Consider the following 20,063-nt stretch of genomic DNA (forward strand, 5'->3'; position numbering starts at 1 on the left):
AAATAAAAATGCTTGAAACCTCGCTAATGGTTTTGGTGAAATGCGTTCGCAATTGTGATGATTTCGCTTAAGCACAACCTGGCGTTGCACGAACTGGCTTGATTCCTCCATGTTTTAATCGGGTTGTATGCCATTGACCTTCAAACGCTTTACACAAATCATCTACCTAACAGAATAATGCTTCTAAACTAAACATAGGGCAGGTGCTGGATTTTACGCTATTTTCAGCTTACTACCTGCCCCTTTCCTTATCCCCAACTCAGGTTATTTTACATAGATTCAAAGTCATTAGTACAAAATTTCCATACTCTGAGGCGCACAGTAAAAGATGAAAAACTTTTAAATAATAAATAAGTCGCCACAATAAAACCAAACTATGTCAAGAAAGATAAACTAGACTCAAACCTTTTTCCTTCCTGTCTCCTGCCTCCTGCCTTATCCCAACGATAAATTTTGACACCGACCTACTTACTATGCCTCAGCATTAACAGCATTCAACTGCATAGCCCCCAAATATTTGGTTAAATGAGGTGAAAAAACCTCATAAATTAATGTCAGTGGCTGCCCATGATGCCAAAACAAATAGTGGCGCCCCCAAAAAGGCCCAGTTTCACCAAAACCGGACTCTAGTGCCAATGAGTTACCGTAGTAAATTCCTCGAACATCCCGATACAATTCTGTGCGAAGACGAGCTAAACTTGCCCAAATTGGTAATGAACGGTTTTGTAAATATTCATCGACATGACTAGCTTCCCACCACGAAGTAGCATAAGCTAATCGTTGACCAGAAGCGGTACGCAGCCATACTTGTCGCCGTAATCGCGGTTCTGGGACAGCTTGAATTAACTCAGGAGCAGCATCCAAGTCGATGCCAATCAATGACATATCAATAACATCTACTTCTACAGTCTCACCTGTGAGCAATTCTAAGTGACGTGTTGGAGAGCCGTCACCCAAAAGCATTAGCTGCCATGCAGGTGCCAGCTGAGTGTGAGGTAAACTTTGTTGAATTATTTCCTCCCCTCCTTGCCAAATCGGAGTGAGGCGATGCCAAGCTGGTGGCAATGTTAGATTGTTTGTCGGCGTAAAAGTAATAGTCAATGCTTTTTACAAAACTTCACCTATTTCTATAAAAGCATAAAGAACTAGTACTTTGACAAGGCAACTTTGCTTAATATGTAGTAAGCACTGAAGTGCTTCCGAAGAAAACTTATATTTAAGGGTCAATAGTATAAGGTTTTTTGACCTATAACTATTGACCCTATGCTTAAACAAGCAAAAATGCGGATGGCGAGACTCGAACTCGCAAGGCAAAGCCACACGCACCTCAAGCGTGCGCGTATACCAATTCCGCCACATCCGCATGGTTTGTCTAAACATAGACTATAACATAAGAAAATAATTATAGTAATGGTGATATCTAAATTCAGTTGCTCAAAAATATAAATTTTCTCAAGGCGGTATCAGACTGACAGAAATTTAGCAGCTGTACAAGTGATATTGAAAAGGGTATAGCTACTGTGTTCGGCGAGGTCGATGGCGTAACCCCGCTATGGCGATGTCTACGACGTACGCCTACGCAAAAGCCCAGCTTGATAGTCTAGCCAAGACTTACAGCAGCAATGAATGTTGTTAGTGTAGTAAGACCTGTAGAGACAGCAAGCCTGCAATCTTGCGTTTGCTTAGTATCAGGGTGGCGAATCTCCTGTGATAATTTGAAATAATGCGGAAACGTTGTTTCAAGTTGGATCGGAGAAAATGTCAATCTACTGGTAATGATATCGAAACTAAAAAATGAAGTTTGACAAAATATTAATTGCCAATCGGGGAGAAATCGCCCTTCGCATTCTCCGCGCCTGTGAAGAAATGGGAATTGCCACAGTTGCGGTTCACTCCACCGTTGACCGTAATGCTCTGCACGTCCAACTTGCTGATGAAGCGGTTTGCATTGGCGAACCTGCTAGCGGTAAAAGTTATTTGAATATTCCCAATATTATTGCTGCTGCACTGACACGAAATGCTACTGCCATTCATCCAGGCTATGGTTTTTTGGCAGAAAATGCCCGGTTTGCGGAAATTTGTACCGACCATCATATTGCTTTTATCGGCCCAACTCCAGAAGCTATCAGACTGATGGGGGATAAATCCACTGCTAAAGAAACCATGCAAAAAGCTGGAGTACCGACGGTACCAGGTAGTGAGGGATTGGTAGAATCCGAGCAAGAAGGATTAGGATTCGCCAAGGATATCGGCTATCCAGTGATGATTAAAGCTACGGCGGGTGGCGGTGGACGGGGTATGCGCCTAGTTTGTTCGGAAGACGAATTTGTCAAACTTTTCCTCGCAGCTCAAGGCGAAGCAGGAGCAGCTTTTGGAAATTCTGGTGTTTACATAGAAAAATTTATTGAACGTCCCCGCCACATCGAATTTCAAATTTTGGCGGATAACTACGGTAATGTCATCCATTTGGGTGAACGGGATTGCTCTATTCAGCGCCGGAATCAAAAGCTGTTAGAAGAAGCTCCTAGTCCGGCTCTCGACCAAGACCTACGTGAGAAAATGGGACAAGCTGCTGTCAAAGCTGCTCAATTCATTAACTACAGTGGGGCTGGTACTATTGAGTTTCTCTTGGATAGATCCGGTAAATTCTACTTTATGGAAATGAACACTCGGATTCAAGTAGAACATCCTGTAACAGAAATGATTACTGGTATAGACTTAGTTGCCGAACAAATCCGCATTGCTCAAGGTGAAAGACTCAAGCTTACGCAAGAGCAAGTAGTATTACGAGGTCATGCGATCGAATGCCGAATCAACGCCGAAGATCCCGATCATGACTTTCGCCCTTCTCCTGGACGGATCAGTAGCTATCTGCCCCCCGGAGGACCTGGGGTTCGGATTGATTCCCACGTTTACACAGATTACCAAATCCCACCCTACTACGATTCCTTAATCGGCAAGTTAATCGTTTGGGCACCAGATCGATCCACTGCTATTAACCGGATGAAACGCGCACTGCGGGAATGCGCCATTACTGGACTACCAACCACCATCGGGTTTCATCAAAAAATTATGGAAACTCCACAGTTTTGGCAGGGTAATGTCTATACAAATTTTGTGCAGGAAATGAACGGTTAGGGGAGTGGGGAGTCAGGGAGCAGTTGCAGTAAGTTTTTCCCCTCTGCCTCTTATACCCAATGACGCCAGTTGCTTCTCCAGGGGAGACGCTACGCGTAGCTTGCTTCCCCGAAGGAGTACAAGTCGGGCATTGCCCACCCAACGCACTGGCTCCCCAATACCCCATTTTTAATTCACCGAGATAGCATAGTCAGCAATCCTTGTTGACCTAGCAGAATTTCTCGTAGCAGACTGAAGATACCAACCCAAATAATAGGTGTAATGTCTACCCCACCAATAGGTTGCAACAGCTTTCGCAAAGGTATTAAAAATGGCTCAGTGGGCCAAGCTATTAAATTGAAGGGCAACCGATTCAAATCCACTTGCGGATACCAAGTGAGAATGATACGAAATATAAATAAGAATGTCATTACCCCTAACACAGGGCCAAGAATCCAAGCAGTCAGGTTAACACCAGTCATCGGTTTCAGGTACTATCTATCTGTAAAGAAAGAAAAAACTTAGGCGTCGGCAAGCTTCGCTTTGCGTAGGCATAGCTCGTCGTAGACATAGCCAGGAAATTTTAAGCTTTGTAAAGCACTCTTATGATCATTTTAACCAAATGCTGTCATTTCCTTCTGAAATAGAAAAGCGAACTTGCTGATGCGGTTAACTCAACAAATGGTGAAAGCAGTTACCAAGTTTAGCAGTTCATAGTTAGAGGCTTCTCAAGAAAGTAATACACTATTAAAATTAGGATGAAGTGTGTAAAAAAAGGTTGAGAAGTATGACGCCTTCTTTAGCAAATTTTCTTTGGAGTCTGCTATGGGGTACAGCAATTGTTGTGATACCCGTTACAGTTGGTCTAATTTTCATTAGCCAAAAAGATAAAATACAGCGTTCATAATGCTTATGAGAGTTAAATTAACTCTCATAATCGATAGTCTGTCAGCTATATACATTTATTTTACCAAAAGCAGCATAAACTGTGGCTGGTGGCAGTTGTAGATGATAGACATAGATGTTTTTACTTTTCGGTGAATAGCTTCAGAGCTTCTTTGCCAGAGGCTTTGAAGCTTCAATATATTGTGACTAATTAGAGTAGTGATTTTAATTGTGACTCGCTAACATAGATTTGATATTGGGAAAACAGCAATGATAAATTTTGGGCTGAACTCAGCCAGTTTTCTGGCTCAGGTAAATTTTGGGGCAAACTCAGCCAGTATTCTAGGAATTTTCCTGGCTGTGGCTGGGGCAGCACTGTATTTTCTCCGCACTGTGCGCCCAGAATTGTCACGAGATCAAGATATCTTTTTTGCAGCAGTCGGCTTGCTTTGCGGCTTCATTCTTGTCTTTCAAGGATGGCGGCTAGACCCGATTTTACAATTTGGTCAACTGCTTTTAGTTGGCACAACTGTGTTTTTTGCAGTTGAAAGTATTCGTCTGCGGAGTATAGCTACCCAGCAAGCAAAGCGTAACACTCCGATTGTGGACGAAGATCGACCGGTTAGCGATCGCTATTCGTACAATAATCGCAGCAAATATCAGGCTGAGATGGAGGCAGACTTAGATCCATTGCCTTATGAAGACGAGGAAGAACGCCCAGTGCGTGCCCGGATTCGCGGTAGCAGGGATGAAATTTCAACTCGTGATGACTACTATCAGGAACAACCTCCCCGTCGTACAGAACGCCGCAACAATAGCAGTAGTGAAAGACAGGCTCCATCTGATAGAACGCGTCGGCGAACTTCTGGGCGTCCTGTAAATCGCCCTTCTGAAAGCTTTGAAGAAGAGAACTGGAGTTCTTCATCTAGGCAAGTTGATGATTGGGAAAATTCGGGTGGGGAAGTTAGAAAACCTTCTCGCCGTAGTAATAACGGGTCACAGCGTCCCGAAAGTCGTGAAGATGATGTTTCTCCCAGACCGAGAAGGCGTCGTCCACCCACTGACTCAACTTCTCGAAGACCGCGCGAAGATGATGATGCGATCCCAACTGATTATGTGCCATACAACCCAATTGAAAAACCAAATGAGGGGTCAGATAATTTGAGCGATTTTGATGACGATGTTTAAAACAGTTGGCGTGCAATTAGGTTTAAAGGCGACGGAAAACAGTTGAGGTGGAAAAATTTACGCCTACATTTTGGCTCCAAAGACCAATTCATTGGAGCCTGGTTTTTGGTTTAACAAGTTTGCTTGTATCTTGTGGTTCTAATGATATTTTCATAGGACCTACTTCTCTTAACAGTCGCTACACTGAAGAGCAACCTGCTTTGAGTGGAAATGGGCGCTTTTTAGCGTTTGTATCAAATCGGAATGGTAATCAGCAGCTACTAGTGTACGATTTGGAGAGGCAAGTGTTTATTGGCACACCGGGAATAAACCGACAGGAGACAATTGCCGAAAGTCCTAGTTTGAGCTACACCGGGCGTTATATTTCTTATATTACTAGCGATCAAGGTAGACCAGTGGTGGCGCTTTACGATCGCGCTACGCAACAGTCGCAAATTGTCACACCAATTTATCGCGGCTGGGTTAGAAAACCAAATATTAGTCCAGATGGACGTTATGTTGTCTTTGAAACCGCCACTCGTGGTCAGTGGGATATTGAAGTCCTAGACCGAGGGCCAAATATTGAGTTAGATATTCCCAACGGTGCAACTGTGGGTTCACCTCCGTAGAAGGCAGGGAGCAGGGGAGCAGGGAGATGAGGGAGAATAATTAATGTCCAATGCCCCATGCCCAATATATGAAACGTGTTTTTTTTATACCTGTATTTTTATGCTTAAATTTATTGACTGGGTGTTTTGGCTACCCTCGGATTTTGAGTTATCCCTTCGATCCGGGGGGTCGGAGTCTCAATAGTTTAGCTTCAGAATTAAACCCCCAAATTTCTGGGAGATACATTGTTTTTATTACTGACCGACGCGGTAGCCAAGATGTTTATATGTTTGATACGGTAACTCGTGATTTGGTTGATTTGCCAGGTTTAAACTCCTTTGATGCGATCGCAAATCATCCTAGCGTTTCACAAGATGGTCGTTATATTGTATTTGCAGCTAGCCGTCAGGGGCGATCGGCTATTTTTCTCTACGACAGAGAAACACGCCAATCACGGAATTTGACCAACAACCTGCAAGCGGAAGTCCGCAACCCTACAATTAGCGCTGATGGTAGCAGGATTGCTTTTGAGTCTAGTAACAATGGTCAGTGGGATGTTTTAGTATATGACCGTTTTGGACAGCCGTTGAATATACCTCAAGAACCACGTTGAAGATTGGGGATTAGGGAGTGAGGACTAGGGAGCACAGGACAAGGTGGATAAGGGGAAAGAAGGGGGACAAGGAGGAATTATTGAAACTCTCTCTTTTGTCTCTTCTCCATACCCAATGCCCAATGCCCAATGTCCAATGCCCTATTCCTTACTCCTTTCTACTTGTTGAACAGATTCAATGAGCGATCGCACTTGTTCCGTACCCTCAGAAGCTTCAAATGATAGGGGAAACTTACCGCAAAGGATCATCCGCAAACCAAGAGGTGCAAGACTGAGTAATCCTTTTAAATCCTGAAAATAATTACCGACTACTTGTAAACCAAATTGACGTTCATCAATCCAACCACCTTCTTTAACTAAATCCACCAATACTTTCCGGTGACGAATTGAACGACTATCACTGGCTTGTTTCTGGGTGAGAATTTCTTGTTTAACTTTGGTGATTTGTTCTAATGGTGCAACTTCCATTGGACAAACAGAATCACAGTACAAACAACGGGTGCAACCCCATACGCCTTTAGTACCTTCGTTATAGCTTGCTAAACGATTTTCGGTATCGCTATCGCGGGAGTCTGCTACCATTCGGTAAGCTTTGGCAAGGGCATGGGGACCAACAAAGTCTGGATTAACTTCACGAGCGTTGCATTCAGAGTAACAAGCTCCGCACATAATACAGTTACCGGTTTGATCGAGGCGCGATCGCTCTTGTGGTGTTTGTAAAAACTCTCTTTCTGGTACTTGTCGTGCTGCCGTACTCACATAAGGGGCAACTGCCTCTAAATTATTCCAAAAGCTGCTCATATCTACAACCAAATCTTTAATCACAGGCATATTGCCAAGAGGAGCGATCGTGATTTCACCAATAGCATTTACTTTACTTTGGGATGATGGTATTTGTTGTAATCTGGCAAGTTCGCTCCCAACATTTTCTTTACAAGCTAAAGCTGAACGCCCATTAATTCGCATAGCACAACTACCACAAATAGTATTGCGGCAATTTTTGCGAAACGCTAAAGTTCCATCTTGCTCCCACTTAATATGATTGAGGCAATCCAAGATTGTATTACCTGGTTCGGCCTCCACAAGGTAGGTTTGTACAACAGGGGAGGAATTTTGTTGCTGTCGAATGACCTTAAAAATAACTTCCATAACTACTAACCAAAATTTTAAAATTACTTCACTAGCTTCAACAATCATGAGTCAAAGCAGGTAGTTGCGAAAAGTGAGTTATACTTTTTTGCCCCTAATTCAAACCTTGGTGTTAATAGGCTGACGATTAAAGGGCGACTGATTCTAGTTTAAGATAACCATTAAAATTTTACTTGTAGTAGCGTTGTAGGCAAGATTTTTGTCAACTTCTGAGTTAAAACGCTAAAAATGTAATCGCAGCTTTACATTGAATTTAGCTGTTTGGGAATGTAAAGGAAAGAGGTTTGCTTAAAAAGTAACTTCAGTGATTCTTTGATCTAGCGATCGTATCCAAATGAAATGCATGTGAAGGTAGCAACATATCTTGATGTCAACTTGAGTCAAGCAGTCCTGACAGTAAAATTCTGCCTTCGCTACCACTTGACGGAATTTTTTGATTATATAGAAGTGTGAAAGCTCATGTTTAATATATAGTAGTGGCAATCAAGCACTAGGCAGATGTTAAGAGATTTGTTCTTCCCATAGACAGACGTGCAAAATCCTCTAGCAGCTTTTGACCTGAAGATAATAAACCAAAGAAAAATCCTCACCACTTTCAAAGAAAAGTGAGAGCACCGCGAAACCCGGAGGTGCGAGACTTTTCGCTTTTTGGCTTGCTCTCAATCAAGAAAATATAGGATTGAACTCATTGGTCAAAACTACTCGTATCAATTATATAAATTTTTATAAAAGCCAGATAGCAATACTCGCGCTTGCAATAATAAAGGGTTAAGAAAATTGCCACTGCTTTTTTCTTCTTTAAGTCCAGGAATTTAAATAAAAATTTACCAGCAACTTTAATTCAAAATTAAACAACTATTTTGCTATTATTAGTCCATGCTAGTATTTAATATAAAATTACGAAGTAGCAAAACCAGAATCAATAGCCGTATCAGCGCGGTTACTACTGCTTTGTTGATTCGTAATGTAGAGACAAGAAAATTCGCGTCTCTACTGGTAGGACAAAAGGGTGTATGCCCGTAGGACTCTATTGAAATACTATGCTGTCTTAAGCTTGAGAGGACGAGTGGAGAAAACTCTACTTGCTCATTGGCAAGAAAGGCAAGCACTGAAAGTGAAAAACCTGCAATTTTTTGGGTCTACGACTTATTTGCAGTAGAACCTAACTTCATTTGTAATGGTGGCTGAAAGTTACACCGCTACAGTAGCGCTAAAGAAGAAAAAAGTTTTTTTTCTGATGGCGAATAATGGTTAAAAGTGCCGTAACATCACCAAAATTAATGTCTGTGGCAACTATGACCTCTAGTTGGTTGTGGACAACCATATATAGAAGTGCTTTTGGCTCCTATCGGCAGGAATTCACCCGTTACACTAGGGTCTTCAGTAGCTCTATGCAAATGCTAAAAAATTAAATGCTGGCATGAGACTACATCGTTTATCAGTTTGGAGAGAGTAAGGAAAATTTGAGCATAATGACTGAAACTGCAACCGCGCCATTAACTGGAAAAGCACTACTTGCTAAAGTAAAAGAACTTTCCACATTACCACGCCGAGAAAGAGCTAAACAGTGCGGCTATTACACTGTTACTAAGAATAACCAAGTTCGTGTCAATCTCACCGATTTTTATGACGCTTTGCTATCTGCTAGGGGAATTCCTCTAAGTCCAGAAGCACCTAAAGATGGTCGTGGTCGTGAACCGACGTATCGGGTTAGTGTCCATCAAAATGGTCAGATTGTAATTGGTGCTACATATACCAAAGCAATGGGCTTGAAGGCTGGAGATGAGTTTGAAATTAGGCTGGGATACAAACATATTCACCTGATTCAACTAGGTGAAAGCGATAAAAAACTAACCTCACAAGATATAGATTCTGACGAATCAGACGAAGATTTGGAAGACGAAGAGTAAATTTGCTAATGGTAGGGATAAGTTTCAGGTGATGATAACTTGTCCTTACCCCGACAGCAAATTGGTAGCCAAGTAAAAAATACGATTAGACCCCTTGCAGAATTCACCAAATTTAGTAGAGTCTTGATTAATCAGCAAGAAATCTATAATGCAAAAAGTCTATCGTGTTTTTTTGTTTATTTTGATAACTTTCTTTGAGTCTTCGATCAACGTCTTACTGGCATTTATAGAAAATGCACCGTCACTAGTTATAGTAACGGCATTTTTTGTTTGCTGGATAGCTTGCTGGTTGCCAGTAGCAACAGTATCAGCAATATTGCTTAATTGGCAACCCTCTAAACCTTTACAGCCAGAGCAAAAAATGCCGTTATTGGTGTCACTTTACTTATTAGCTCCTCTGATCCTCTGGGGAGTTGTTTGGTTGACTAATAAATCTTTTTCAGATTACGGCTTTGTTGGCAATCTTTCAACTCTTGGTTTTTTAGCACTAGGTTTTAGTTTGGGAGTGGTGAGTCTAGCTATTGTATTTAGTGGGCAATTCGGATTGGGTTGGTATTCTTTTGAAAAGACGAATTTCAAGTTACTATTACCCATCTTGCTACCGATTTTCTTGATAGCGTTGTTAGTCGGTGGGATAGAAGAGTTAGTTTTTCGTGGTTTTCTGTTCACAGAATTAGCACAGGATTACCCCGTTTGGATAGCAGCAGCAATTTCTAGCTTGATTTTTGCTTTGTTACACCTGGTTTGGGAGCAACGCGAAACCGCACCCCAACTTCCTGGATTGTGGCTGATGGGAATGGTGTTGGTGTTAGCACGCTTTGCTACAAGTGGTAATTTGGGTTTAGCTTGGGGATTGCACGCCGGATGGGTATGGGCGATCGCTACCATAGATACAGCAGAACTAATTACTTATACAGGTAAAGTATCTGACTGGTTTACAGGTAAGAACAAAAAACCTCTAGCTGGCTTGGCGGGAATTATTTGTGTATTGGCAACTGGAGTAATTATCTGGTTCTTCTCTAAATAATGTGTAAGCCCTGGTAAAATTTGGTTGCTGTAATTCCTTACAACCAAAGAAGTATCAGAAAAATATAGTGCATTAGGCAAATCTAGGGCACTATATATAACTTCATTTAAAACTACTCAGACCTTTTCATTCTGTCGATTTCTCGTTGTAATTCTTCAATTTGACGGCGTAAAATTTCTGTTTCATTTTCGGAAGATTCTGCTGCAACATTTACCGATCCGGAAGCAGGCGATCGCTGATAATTTCCTCGGTGAATTTGCTGGTATTCTTCAGATACTGCCCACGATCGTAAGTAATGTAAGCGTTCAACAGGGAAAGGATGACTCAACATCATACCCTGAGCGCCATTGTAGAGCAAGAATTTATATATCTGATTCAGTCCATCCTCATCCAATGCCTGATAATTTTCTGACTGCTTGATAAACTCTTGTAAACTACATTCATTGGCATATTTGTTACTACCGCCAGAAAGTTTCATCATCGTTGACATCACAGGATTCAAGTCATCCATCACTAGTAGTGCAGCGCGATCTGACGATAACTCAGCTTTCCGCCGCCACTCAAAAAAGGCGTAAATCAAGCCTTGTGTGACAATATTACCGATGCCAAAGGTCAATTCTCCTAAGGCAGAAGCAGCACTCATCGCCCACATCGCCATTTGAATTAAAATAGTATGACCACATTTAATATGCCCCAATTCATGGGCTAGCACCGCCCGAATCTCGGTTTCGTCTAGTAAGTCTAGTATCCCTGTATTTATGACTATGTAAGGATTCTCTTGCCCCAGCGCATAGCTATTTGCTTGGGGATTTTGTGAGACAAACAGTGTTGGTTCTGGGTAAATGTCCAAATCTCGGACGCATTCCCGAAACATCTGGTAAATAGTGGAATATTGACGCGGCCCGACTTGGATGGCGTTACCCATTAGATAGACTAATTGAGGGCGTTCGTAGATAAATTCCACAAATTTACGAGCGATTAAATCAAATCCTGGTAAATTTCGTAAAGCTTGCTCGGCTTGACGATCTAGTGGATGCCTGAAGGCTTCGCTGGAAATTCCTGTGTAAGTTGGCATAATTTAGGATATTGGGTGATTGGTCATTGGTCATTGGTTTTGGATCAATGACAAATGACAAATGACAAGATAATAGAAATGGGGCAATTGGAAGTAAAAATCACTTTGTATGGAATTGAAAGCGTGTGATTGAGGCAGAAGTTCATTTGTCACTACATAACTTTTTGCGATCGCAAGCGGGGTTCCCTTCCTGGCCCCATCATTTGACGATGGCACGGTTGGTAGCACGCGCCTTGCGCCTGGGACGTAGTGCCCTAATTCAAGTCGGGGCAGTTTGTGGCTATCAAGGGCGGTATCGTACTAGTTTCGTAGCATCAGCCCTGATGTGGCATGGCCCTGTAATTATTGTTGCTCAAGAAACAGTGCAGCAACTTCTGCTGCGGGTGGAAATTCCCCGTCTACAGCAGTGGCTACCAGCCAATAAATCGATTAGGACAGGTGATGCTTGGCCTGATGCCCAGTTCCAAGGGCTACTGTTGACCTCCCCAGAAGCTTGGTTAAGAGGACAATTGGCTGGTGACTCACGCTTTCCCCGAGGCATTCCCACAATTATTGATGGGGTAGATGATCTTGAAGATTGGGTGCGTCATCAACTTACTCAAGATATTCAACCCGATGATTGGGATCAACTGATGCTGGCTTGTCCAAACCAAGCTGAGGCAATTCGTGAAGCACGGATACAATTAACACACGAACTTTTTCAACATCCTGCTAATCCATATCAGTGTTATCTAATTTCCCAGCCAGAAATAGAAATTTTGAGTCGTCTGTATTTGGCTTTAGATCGAGCCAACCTTCCAGATAATTGGAAAAAATTCTGGCAACAATTTCAAACCCTTGATGAAAATCTTTCTCCGCCTGCTCTCTTCTGGGCGACTATTGCCCATCGACAAGGTTTATTTTCTTTGCACTACGTCCCAATGGAATTAGGGGAAATACTCTCACCTATTTGGCAGCGACAACCAGTAGTTTTAATTGGCAGCGCTATCGAACCGGAAACTGAGGCTCCCCTTTTTCGCCAGCGCCTAGGTTTAGACGATTTAACTTGCTTGAAATTCTCCTCGGAAAGTCAAGCAGAAGCAATTCAACTGTATGTACCTTACAAGTTGCCCCTACCCAATACGCCAGAATTTCAACCGGCATTTATTCATAAAGTCCGCACACTGGTTTGTCTAAGTGCGACAGCACCAGGGTTGACAGTTGTCTTGGTGGGAGATGTACCACTCAAGTCTCAAGTGGCGACAATTCTAGCCTCAGAGTTTGGTTCGCGGGTGCAAGTAGAAAAAACTTGTTTAGATGAAAATGGTATTTTGATTAGCGGTTGGGAATTCTGGCGAGAACATCAACGAGTCTTGCCAGCACCCCATCTGTTAATCATTGCTACTTTGCCCCTACCATCTTTAGAAAATCCCCTAGTAGCTGGTAGAGTAGCTCTTTATAAGCGATCGCATCAAGATTGGTTCCGTTTATACTTGTTGCCAGCAGCTTTAAATGAATTACAACGGGCGATCGCTCCAGTACGAGAAAGTCAAGGGATTGTGGCTTTGCTTGATAGTCGTGTTGTTAACCGCAGCTACGGCGCTCAAATTCTCGCAGCTTTAAGTCCTCTGGCACGCATTAACTATCTCGATCCCAGCCTGTTTTCCAATACCGATGAGGAAAATTCTGCTTAAAATTCAGTTACCAGTCCCCAATGCCCAATTTAAATTTTGTCAACCAAAACGCGATCGCCTAGAAGCAAGCACTATTATCAGCTTATAGAAGGTGATACGATTCATCGCCTCTGTGTAGGCATGATTACTGGCAAAATAAATTTAGAACCTAAGTAGAATTTGAGTTGCTGATTATGGGTGAAGCAAAACGTCGTAAAACCACATTAGGGGAAACATACGGTAAAGAGACTCGGATCTTGTCTTGGGTTCCGATCACAAAAACTCAAGGCGAACAATTTGTCACTTGGACTACTCGTGGTGCTTGGATAGGCATTGGTCTTATGGTTGTAGGATGGGCAACAATCCGTTTTATCGGTCCTGCTTTCGGTTGGTGGCAAGTAGTCTATTAATTCCTAATTTATAATTGAATTAGTTGGATATCTAGACTCCAACTAATTCAAGACCACTAAAAAAAACAATGACGCGCGAGTGTTTCGTTAAATAATTACGAATTACATTAGCGCAACGGTGGCGGGTTTGCGTACCTCTATGAGAAAGTAAGCTAGGCACAGCTTGTCATGGAGAGTGTTATGACGAATTACGAATAAGTTAACTCAGTTATTAATAAAAAATAGTTACTAACTTTGAATAAATAATCGAAATATATTATATATGCATTAAATTTGGCAAAACCAAACTAAGATAAGAATCCTTCTAAATTACCGTGCTTTGGTTAGTACAACTTTTTGAAAATAATCCCAAAATATTTGGAAATATTGCCTAAATGGCAACATTGTTCTGCTAAGTTTCGGTATTGTCAGTGTTAAGTTTTCCCATTGTGGATTTTACACTCATACTTGTCTAATAACTACGTAAAACTTGTATAAACTACTGCTTTTATTCTCTGATGACTACTTAATCTGTAATTTGCACTGTCATCAGCTTAACTTTATATACATGGGAGGAACGAATTTGGTATAACTAATCATCTGTCTATACCAAAATTTACGTTAGAAAGAAAACAGATTAAACATCTAAGTAAGAGACAGGATAACGATGCAAAACTACGTTATGGACTCTACTAACAGTGTATTTGGCTGTAAATAGCCAAGAAAAACCAAATATGTAGCTTTTCTGGAGTTGACTAGTGCCAGATTTAAGTTACTCTTAAAGCGGATCGCTTACTGTAAGAATCTACCCTGACAGAAGTGTATAAAGATATAGTTAAATTTAGCAATTCTGTCCGAAATTTTGAATTTGCAAACTGAATAGTTTGATACGGCCTTCAAAACCCCGATCCACTACCCTAAACAAGGTAGTCAATTAACGACTCAATATCATTTGTCTGGTAATTGTAATGAATAGTTTACAATACCAATGGGTGAGAAAATCTAAAGAAAATATAAAAGAAACTCAAATTACTGTGGTGTCTGGAGGACAAAAGTGTTTCTGAGACTAGCACATCAACATCGACAATTCGTCCAAGACTTGGTAATGAACCTGCAAGCCTTGGCGATTGTATTAGAGCGACGTGGGTATCCTGCATCTTGCTATACCTGTGGCGACCAAATGAATAGTGCATCGTTTATGGTTAGCTTGGGTGATAACCATCTGATTCGATTTTTAGTGTCCGATTACGGCATTACTTGGACGGAAATGCGGGATGACCGCGAATTAATGAAGCTAGAAGGTGCAGAGGCAATTAGCCAACTAGATGAATTGGCCAATCTTGTCAAGCAATCTATGCAAAGTGATACAGGCTCTAAAACTCTTGCCAAGAAGTATTAAGGTTTCAGAGGTCGATAGCAAATTAGAAATTGATTATCGGTAACTGTTAATCGGTAATAGTAGCTTAGTTAGCGACCGCTCTTACCTATTTCTCCATTACCATTAAGTGATTGGCTATGGTTGGCCCATCGCATATTTTTTGTATCTGCCAAAATCTCACGAGCCAGATTTTCAGCCTCTAGCTAAAGGTGTTAAAACTTACCAAAGTCAGAGGTTGGGTAATTGAGCGTTCCTCTTTTGCCATAATCTGATCAAAACGCAAATTCAGAATACAGAATTCAGGAGTAAAACGCAGTTTATACCTGGGTAACAGACGAATCGTTGTGTACCTCACTTTCCTTAAAATCTGCTGTATCATGTCAGATGCGATACACCTAAAGTCCATTGCCAATTAAAATAAAGGGTGCCCAATAGTACGGGTGACTAAAGTCATTGACTGATGCTACGGGTGCATTATGACTTATTTCCTTCCAGTTTCCAGTAATTAATGAGACTTGAGCTTGGCGTAAAGCTTCAGTTTTAGTCAGCTTCTCGGTAGAAAGAATATCATAAAAAGCACTCATGAGTGCTTGTGTACCACCATCATCTACAGACCACAAAGAGGCGATCGCAGCTCTAGCACCGGTTTGTTGCATCTGATAGCCGAAGCCCAAAATTTCCTCACCGTTACCTAACTTGCCTCCCAAGCCGGTTTCACAGGCGCTCAACACTACCAAATCTACATTCGGGAGTGACCAAGTGGCGACATTTCTAAAATTAATGCGATCGCCATTCCCAAATAAAATAAATGAATCTTCTGGTTTACCGACCACAAAGGCTGCATGAGTTGCTAAATGGACAATTGTATAATCATCCATTTGGGGTACAGCGACTCTAGCCGTAAAGGCATCATCTAAAAGCTTCGTAGTTTCAGGAACCGCAGCTGCTAGACTTTCCACTTCCCGCGTTGCAAAGGGTAAGCCAGCGAAAGCAACCTGTCGATTACCAACTTTGATTTGATAATTACCTTTAGTAAAAGCACCAGCTAAAACCCGCAAAGTCGATTGTTTTGGGGTGTTTAAGTTAGTCAAACTGGCGGATGTAATGTGATTCACATTGAAGCGCTGCACTAGCCATTGTTTGCCATCATATAAAGCAGTTAAAGGAATGTAGCGTAACCGATCGTCTGGAGCGTAAATCAGAGTTTGCGTACCTGATAGCTTCAAGTCTTTCTCTATCGGTTTAATTAGCCAGTCATACAATTGGCGTGCAGGTGCTTTGATATTTCGACTAGGATTGATTAAAGCTTGGCGGAAAGCATCAATTGTTTGATAAAGGTTTTCACGTTTAACAGCAACGGTGCGATGAATTGGTGGGGATTCAGGAGTTACTAATATCAATTCCAAACTATCTTTTAAAATCAGTGGGTAAAGTAGTGCCGATTTTTGCGACAATCGCGCCAAGTTATCTCGAAGTTCGTTGAGACTTTCCAAATCCAAATTTTGTCGCCTAGCTGTACGGCTAATTTGCTCTACCTGTGCTTTCACTGAAGGACTATTGATAAATTTGTTAAATCCATCTAAAAGTTGCTGTTGATTTAAGACTAGTTGTTCGATGCGTTGTTTCTGTTCGAGCGATCGCTGTTGGGGGGAAATTTTACGTAGTATTGTCAGTTCTTTACCCAGCACAACAGCATTATCCACACTTTGATCCAGCTTTTGTTTAATTGGTTTTTCTGTTGCCGCTATATTAATACCTTTGACAGTACGTTGATTACCTGGCACAGTCTGGAGATATTCCTCTAGTTCTTCAACTTTGAGTAAATCCATTGTTCTTTGTGCTTCAGCAACACGTTCCTGTTTCAGCAATCGTTCACCCAAAATGCGATATGTCTGGCTAACAGTTATGTTGTAAGCATCTGGTTGCGGCGCACTCAGTGCTGATGGATTCAAGCGAGCTTTCTCACGATTAATCAAACAATGCTTGTAGAAAAAAATTGCTAACTCTGGCTTGTTTTGGATATCGAATAAGTAACCTATGTTACTGTAGGTTTTGCCAAGTCGAACCAGATCCCCAAGTTCTTTGTTAATCAATAAAGCTTGCTGATAGGATTGAAATGCTTCAGAATACTTTTTTTGACTTTGGTAGATTCTGCCAATATTGTTGAATGTTACCGCTTCCCAAGAGCGCTCTCCAAAGTCTCTACTGATGGCTAATGCTTTCTGTAATTTCTGCAACGCTTCTTTCGATTGACCTTGCCGAGATTCTTCGATAGCTTCTTTGTTAAGCCTTGCAATTTCTGAGAGTTGATTATTCTTGGGTAAAGCTTGAGCTTTTTCTCCAGATTCGTACCTCAACCTTGCATTTGTGTTTACCTGGTTATTGTTTGGATACACCATCCCAAAACCTAGTAAGCTAAGTATAGATAAAGTAATAACACTCACATGCCGGAGATTAAGCTGCATAACAAAACACTCCCTATGCTCGGAAGGTAAATATTAAATCAATAAGTCCGACAACGCAATTAATTTTTATGCTATTCAATAATTTGGAAAATTTATAGGTACTGAAAAATTTAAAGATGTCAGAAGAAAAACCTGGTCAACCAAAACTACCACTAACCAGCGCTCTTGACAATCCATCCAGTCACGAGTTTGGGAATTGGTTTGAATATTCTGTCAGAGTGCAACCCCACCACACTGACTACGCCGGTCTTGTCTGGCACGGTTCCTATCTAGCTTGGATGGAAGAAGCGCGGATTGAATGCTTACGATCTATAGGGATTGAATTTGCTGATTTAGTCGCTATAGGCTGTGATTTACCGGTCGTAGAACTGTCGGTGCGCTATCACCGTTCAATTCAATTGGGTATGGCAGTGGTGGTAAAAACGCGCATGGCTGAAGTAACTGGTGTCCGCATCAATTGGGATTATGTCATTGTCTCAACTGATGGACAACAATTGTACGTCACTGCCAAGGTGACTTTAGTCGCTTTAGATCGCAAAAGAGGGAAGATTATGCGTCAGTTGCCGGCGAGTGTTAAGGATGCATTGGCTAAAATTTCAGTATTAAATAATAATTGAATAACAAAGGTTCTAAACACCACATAAACTTTGACGCCAGTTATGTCAAAGTTAAAAATTTTGTCATTTCATATTTATCACAAAAGAATTCAGGAGCCAGGAGTTAGAATTCAGAATTGGAGTCCGATTCCGCCGAATCCTTCAGTTTCTTTTTCTGACTCCTGAATTTAGGTTTCTGAATTCTTCAAGCTTCACCTTTTCTTAGCAAAAGTGAAGTATATATTGTTACTTGCCAGTTTGGATCTGCGACAGATTTTGAGCAAACTGCGTTACGTAATGCCAAATATCTTGTGGAGTAATGCCAAAACTAATATTTAATAAAACAAGGATTACCGCAAGAGTTAATGCAGTGCTTACGGTTGCTTTCAGCAACTTCCATAATATTATGAAGACTATCCAAGTTACAATCAACGTAATAATCATATTTATTAATTCCTTAATAATTGCCCTTGTCTGAAAGTGGGTTGACTCAGAAAGGGTAAGTTTTTTTGGTAATAATCACTGGTATAAAAGATGCTAAACCCAGTTTTTAATATCTACTAAAATGACGCTTTTTGTGATAATTAGCCTGGAGATATTTTACCTAAAAACGAGAGAATCATTTATGTGATATACTAGTTTTATTTGCAAAGTTTTTGTAAAGCTTTTTATTTTTTTGTAGATAAATTATAGATATATAGCAGTCGAACCATAGGTTAAAACGTTAAACGAATAGCTGTATCAACTCTTTCCCGAAAATCTTCGATAGTACCTTCTGATTTTCTAACGCGATTTTTTATGGTAAACCAAATAATGCTCAATATCGTTAAAGTCAGGAGAGTAAGGCGGCAAATACTGAATTTCACAGCCAACTAATTCAATTAATTCTTGAATTTTCTCAGATTTTTGGAAAGTGGCATTATCTAAAATAACGGTTTATCCTGATTTGAGTTGAGATAAAAGTTTTTCTTGAAGCCATTTCTACTTGAGTTTTGCTGCCATTTATCTGAGCGAATCGTTGAAACTCTTCTCAATCATTAGTTTTTAGTTTATATCTTTGCTGATATCCAATTTTTGCCTGATAATCTCCTGTTTCTTTTCTCTTCTTTAACCAGATGTCTATTGTATTACGACTAATTCGAAAGATGCGACTCACTTGAGTTTTTCTCATTTACAATCAATCTCATTAATTACTTCAGTTCTTAAATCGTAACTATAAGAAACTGCTATTTTGTTAGGTAATTTATTTCTATTATATCTTAATTTATACTTCGATTGCTATATATCAAAAATTGATAAACTTTAATTAAATGTAGAAATCTTGTTTACTTTTATATCAATACAGTTCAGTTATAGATAGTTGGTTTTTCAAAACGCGATTTATCACGTTTATACATCAGTTTTTTGTTGCTAAATATGAAATATATTGATTTTTACATTTAATTAATAAATTTTGGTAGTTGTAATTACAACTGTTGAAATTCTTGTCTTCTCCCTATCTAAAATTTTTTAGACAAACTCATGAGAAATTATTGTTAGTTTAATTCTGGCGATCATCAAAAGTACTAATTAGACCTATTGCAAAAATACAAAATTTGCCCACCCTGCGGGCTCTTGCTACATCCCCTAAGACCTTCTCTCAAATGATCGCGGGAGCCAAGCCAATTTCAAAGTCTCTCTCCTGAGCTTGGGAGAGGGATTTAGGGTGAGGGCTTTAAGATGCACTACTATTACTTTTTTAATTCACAAAACCCTGAAAAACAGATAATTATAACAACAGTGGCATTTTTTATTTCAGGTTTAAGTGAAAACTCTCTGCAATTACGCAAAAGCCTATGGGGATTGGTGAATGCAAAATTTTTTAAAAAACTAGTTACTCATGGAATTAAATTCACAATGTAATAGCTAACAATTTCTATAGAATCGCCTGGGAAGTTGAGTATCCATCTTGGCATTTTTTACTAGTTTTGATAGGCTAGATTGATGAAAGCCATTCACTAAGTACTTTTACGAAAAGTTTATAGGAATTCT

The 20,063-nt window shown here is 40.6% G+C and carries 17 protein-coding genes, 1 tRNA gene and 2 pseudogenes; 11 read left to right on the forward strand and 9 right to left on the reverse strand.

Annotation, left to right across the window (positions count from 1 at the left end; all coding sequences use genetic code 11):
• Nucleotides 1-26: 26 nt before the first annotated feature.
• From V7K89_RS35890 to V7K89_RS14515, 3 genes and pseudogenes are all read right to left on the reverse strand, one after another.
• Nucleotides 27-157: pseudogene (locus V7K89_RS35890) on the reverse strand (IS982 family transposase); the annotation flags it as partial.
• Between the two features lie 314 nt (nucleotides 158-471).
• Complete coding sequence (locus V7K89_RS14510) at nucleotides 472-1,101, reverse strand: chorismate lyase (protein WP_335188175.1); 630 nt, start codon at nucleotides 1,099-1,101, stop codon at nucleotides 472-474.
• A gap of 181 nt (nucleotides 1,102-1,282) precedes the next feature.
• Nucleotides 1,283-1,363, reverse strand: a tRNA-Leu gene (locus tag V7K89_RS14515).
• Nucleotides 1,364-1,794: 431 nt separating this feature from the next.
• On the opposite strand from V7K89_RS14515, the gene accC reads away from it, so the two are divergent.
• Nucleotides 1,795-3,138, forward strand: coding sequence for an acetyl-CoA carboxylase biotin carboxylase subunit (gene accC, locus V7K89_RS14520; RefSeq protein WP_335188177.1), 1,344 nt, complete (start codon nucleotides 1,795-1,797; stop codon nucleotides 3,136-3,138).
• A gap of 173 nt (nucleotides 3,139-3,311) precedes the next feature.
• Here accC and V7K89_RS14525 read toward each other — a convergent pair whose 3' ends face one another.
• The gene (locus V7K89_RS14525; RefSeq protein ID WP_335188179.1) at nucleotides 3,312-3,599 is read right to left on the reverse strand and encodes a YggT family protein; all 288 of its coding nucleotides are present in this window, start codon (nucleotides 3,597-3,599) and stop codon (nucleotides 3,312-3,314) included.
• A gap of 305 nt (nucleotides 3,600-3,904) precedes the next feature.
• Here V7K89_RS14525 and psbX point away from each other — a divergent pair, with 305 nt between their 5' ends.
• The 4 genes from psbX (at nucleotide 3,905) to V7K89_RS14545 (ending at nucleotide 6,391) form a co-directional block, all read left to right on the forward strand.
• Complete coding sequence (gene psbX, locus V7K89_RS14530) at nucleotides 3,905-4,024, forward strand: photosystem II reaction center X protein (protein ID WP_012412183.1); 120 nt, start codon at nucleotides 3,905-3,907, stop codon at nucleotides 4,022-4,024.
• Nucleotides 4,025-4,272: 248 nt separating this feature from the next.
• Nucleotides 4,273-5,190 carry a Ycf66 family protein gene (locus tag V7K89_RS14535; protein ID WP_335188181.1) on the forward strand — a complete coding sequence of 306 codons (918 nt, stop codon included), beginning with the start codon at nucleotides 4,273-4,275 and terminating at the stop codon, nucleotides 5,188-5,190.
• Between the two features lie 47 nt (nucleotides 5,191-5,237).
• Complete coding sequence (locus V7K89_RS14540) at nucleotides 5,238-5,798, forward strand: TolB family protein (protein ID WP_335188183.1); 561 nt, start codon at nucleotides 5,238-5,240, stop codon at nucleotides 5,796-5,798.
• 68 nt (nucleotides 5,799-5,866) lie between these two features.
• Nucleotides 5,867-6,391 carry a TolB family protein gene (locus V7K89_RS14545; RefSeq protein WP_335188271.1) on the forward strand — a complete coding sequence of 175 codons (525 nt, stop codon included), beginning with the start codon at nucleotides 5,867-5,869 and terminating at the stop codon, nucleotides 6,389-6,391.
• Between the two features lie 141 nt (nucleotides 6,392-6,532).
• On the opposite strand, the gene V7K89_RS14550 is transcribed toward V7K89_RS14545, so the two are convergent.
• On the reverse strand, nucleotides 6,533-7,540 hold the full coding sequence (locus tag V7K89_RS14550; RefSeq protein ID WP_335188273.1) for a succinate dehydrogenase/fumarate reductase iron-sulfur subunit: 1,008 nt from the start codon (nucleotides 7,538-7,540) through the stop codon (nucleotides 6,533-6,535).
• A 1,472-nt stretch (nucleotides 7,541-9,012) separates the two neighbouring features.
• Between V7K89_RS14550 and V7K89_RS14555 the strand changes: the two genes are divergently transcribed.
• Both V7K89_RS14555 and V7K89_RS14560 read left to right on the forward strand, forming a co-directional pair.
• On the forward strand, nucleotides 9,013-9,450 hold the full coding sequence (locus V7K89_RS14555; protein WP_094350106.1) for an AbrB family transcriptional regulator: 438 nt from the start codon (nucleotides 9,013-9,015) through the stop codon (nucleotides 9,448-9,450).
• A 148-nt stretch (nucleotides 9,451-9,598) separates the two neighbouring features.
• Nucleotides 9,599-10,477, forward strand: coding sequence for a CPBP family intramembrane glutamic endopeptidase (locus tag V7K89_RS14560; RefSeq protein ID WP_335188185.1), 879 nt, complete (start codon nucleotides 9,599-9,601; stop codon nucleotides 10,475-10,477).
• Between the two features lie 112 nt (nucleotides 10,478-10,589).
• On the opposite strand, the gene V7K89_RS14565 is transcribed toward V7K89_RS14560, so the two are convergent.
• Complete coding sequence (locus V7K89_RS14565) at nucleotides 10,590-11,552, reverse strand: M48 family metallopeptidase (RefSeq protein WP_335188187.1); 963 nt, start codon at nucleotides 11,550-11,552, stop codon at nucleotides 10,590-10,592.
• A 125-nt stretch (nucleotides 11,553-11,677) separates the two neighbouring features.
• On the opposite strand from V7K89_RS14565, the gene V7K89_RS14570 reads away from it, so the two are divergent.
• The 3 genes from V7K89_RS14570 (at nucleotide 11,678) to V7K89_RS14580 (ending at nucleotide 14,992) form a co-directional block, all read left to right on the forward strand.
• The gene (locus V7K89_RS14570) at nucleotides 11,678-13,225 is read left to right on the forward strand and encodes an ATP-dependent DNA helicase (protein ID WP_335188189.1); all 1,548 of its coding nucleotides are present in this window, start codon (nucleotides 11,678-11,680) and stop codon (nucleotides 13,223-13,225) included.
• 173 nt (nucleotides 13,226-13,398) lie between these two features.
• A complete protein-coding gene (locus V7K89_RS14575) occupies nucleotides 13,399-13,614 on the forward strand; it encodes a DUF2839 domain-containing protein (RefSeq protein WP_194040700.1) in 216 nt (71 codons plus the stop codon).
• A gap of 1,033 nt (nucleotides 13,615-14,647) precedes the next feature.
• Nucleotides 14,648-14,992, forward strand: coding sequence for a DUF1815 family protein (locus tag V7K89_RS14580; RefSeq protein WP_334862670.1), 345 nt, complete (start codon nucleotides 14,648-14,650; stop codon nucleotides 14,990-14,992).
• 374 nt (nucleotides 14,993-15,366) lie between these two features.
• On the opposite strand, the gene V7K89_RS14585 is transcribed toward V7K89_RS14580, so the two are convergent.
• Nucleotides 15,367-17,436: a CHAT domain-containing protein gene (locus V7K89_RS14585; protein WP_335188191.1), complete on the reverse strand. Its 2,070-nt coding sequence runs from the start codon at nucleotides 17,434-17,436 to the stop codon at nucleotides 15,367-15,369.
• Between the two features lie 116 nt (nucleotides 17,437-17,552).
• Between V7K89_RS14585 and V7K89_RS14590 the strand changes: the two genes are divergently transcribed.
• Complete coding sequence (locus tag V7K89_RS14590) at nucleotides 17,553-18,053, forward strand: acyl-CoA thioesterase (RefSeq protein ID WP_335188192.1); 501 nt, start codon at nucleotides 17,553-17,555, stop codon at nucleotides 18,051-18,053.
• Nucleotides 18,054-18,278: 225 nt separating this feature from the next.
• Here the strand turns inward: V7K89_RS14590 and V7K89_RS14595 are convergent, their stop codons facing one another.
• On the reverse strand, nucleotides 18,279-18,476 hold the full coding sequence (locus V7K89_RS14595; protein ID WP_335188194.1) for a hypothetical protein: 198 nt from the start codon (nucleotides 18,474-18,476) through the stop codon (nucleotides 18,279-18,281).
• Nucleotides 18,477-18,748: 272 nt separating this feature from the next.
• Nucleotides 18,749-19,262 (reverse strand): annotated as a pseudogene (locus V7K89_RS14600) (transposase).
• Nucleotides 19,263-20,063 lie beyond the last annotated feature (801 nt).

It is taken from the genome of Nostoc sp., assembly GCF_036917515.1.
Taxonomy (GTDB): domain Bacteria; phylum Cyanobacteriota; class Cyanobacteriia; order Cyanobacteriales; family Nostocaceae; genus Nostoc.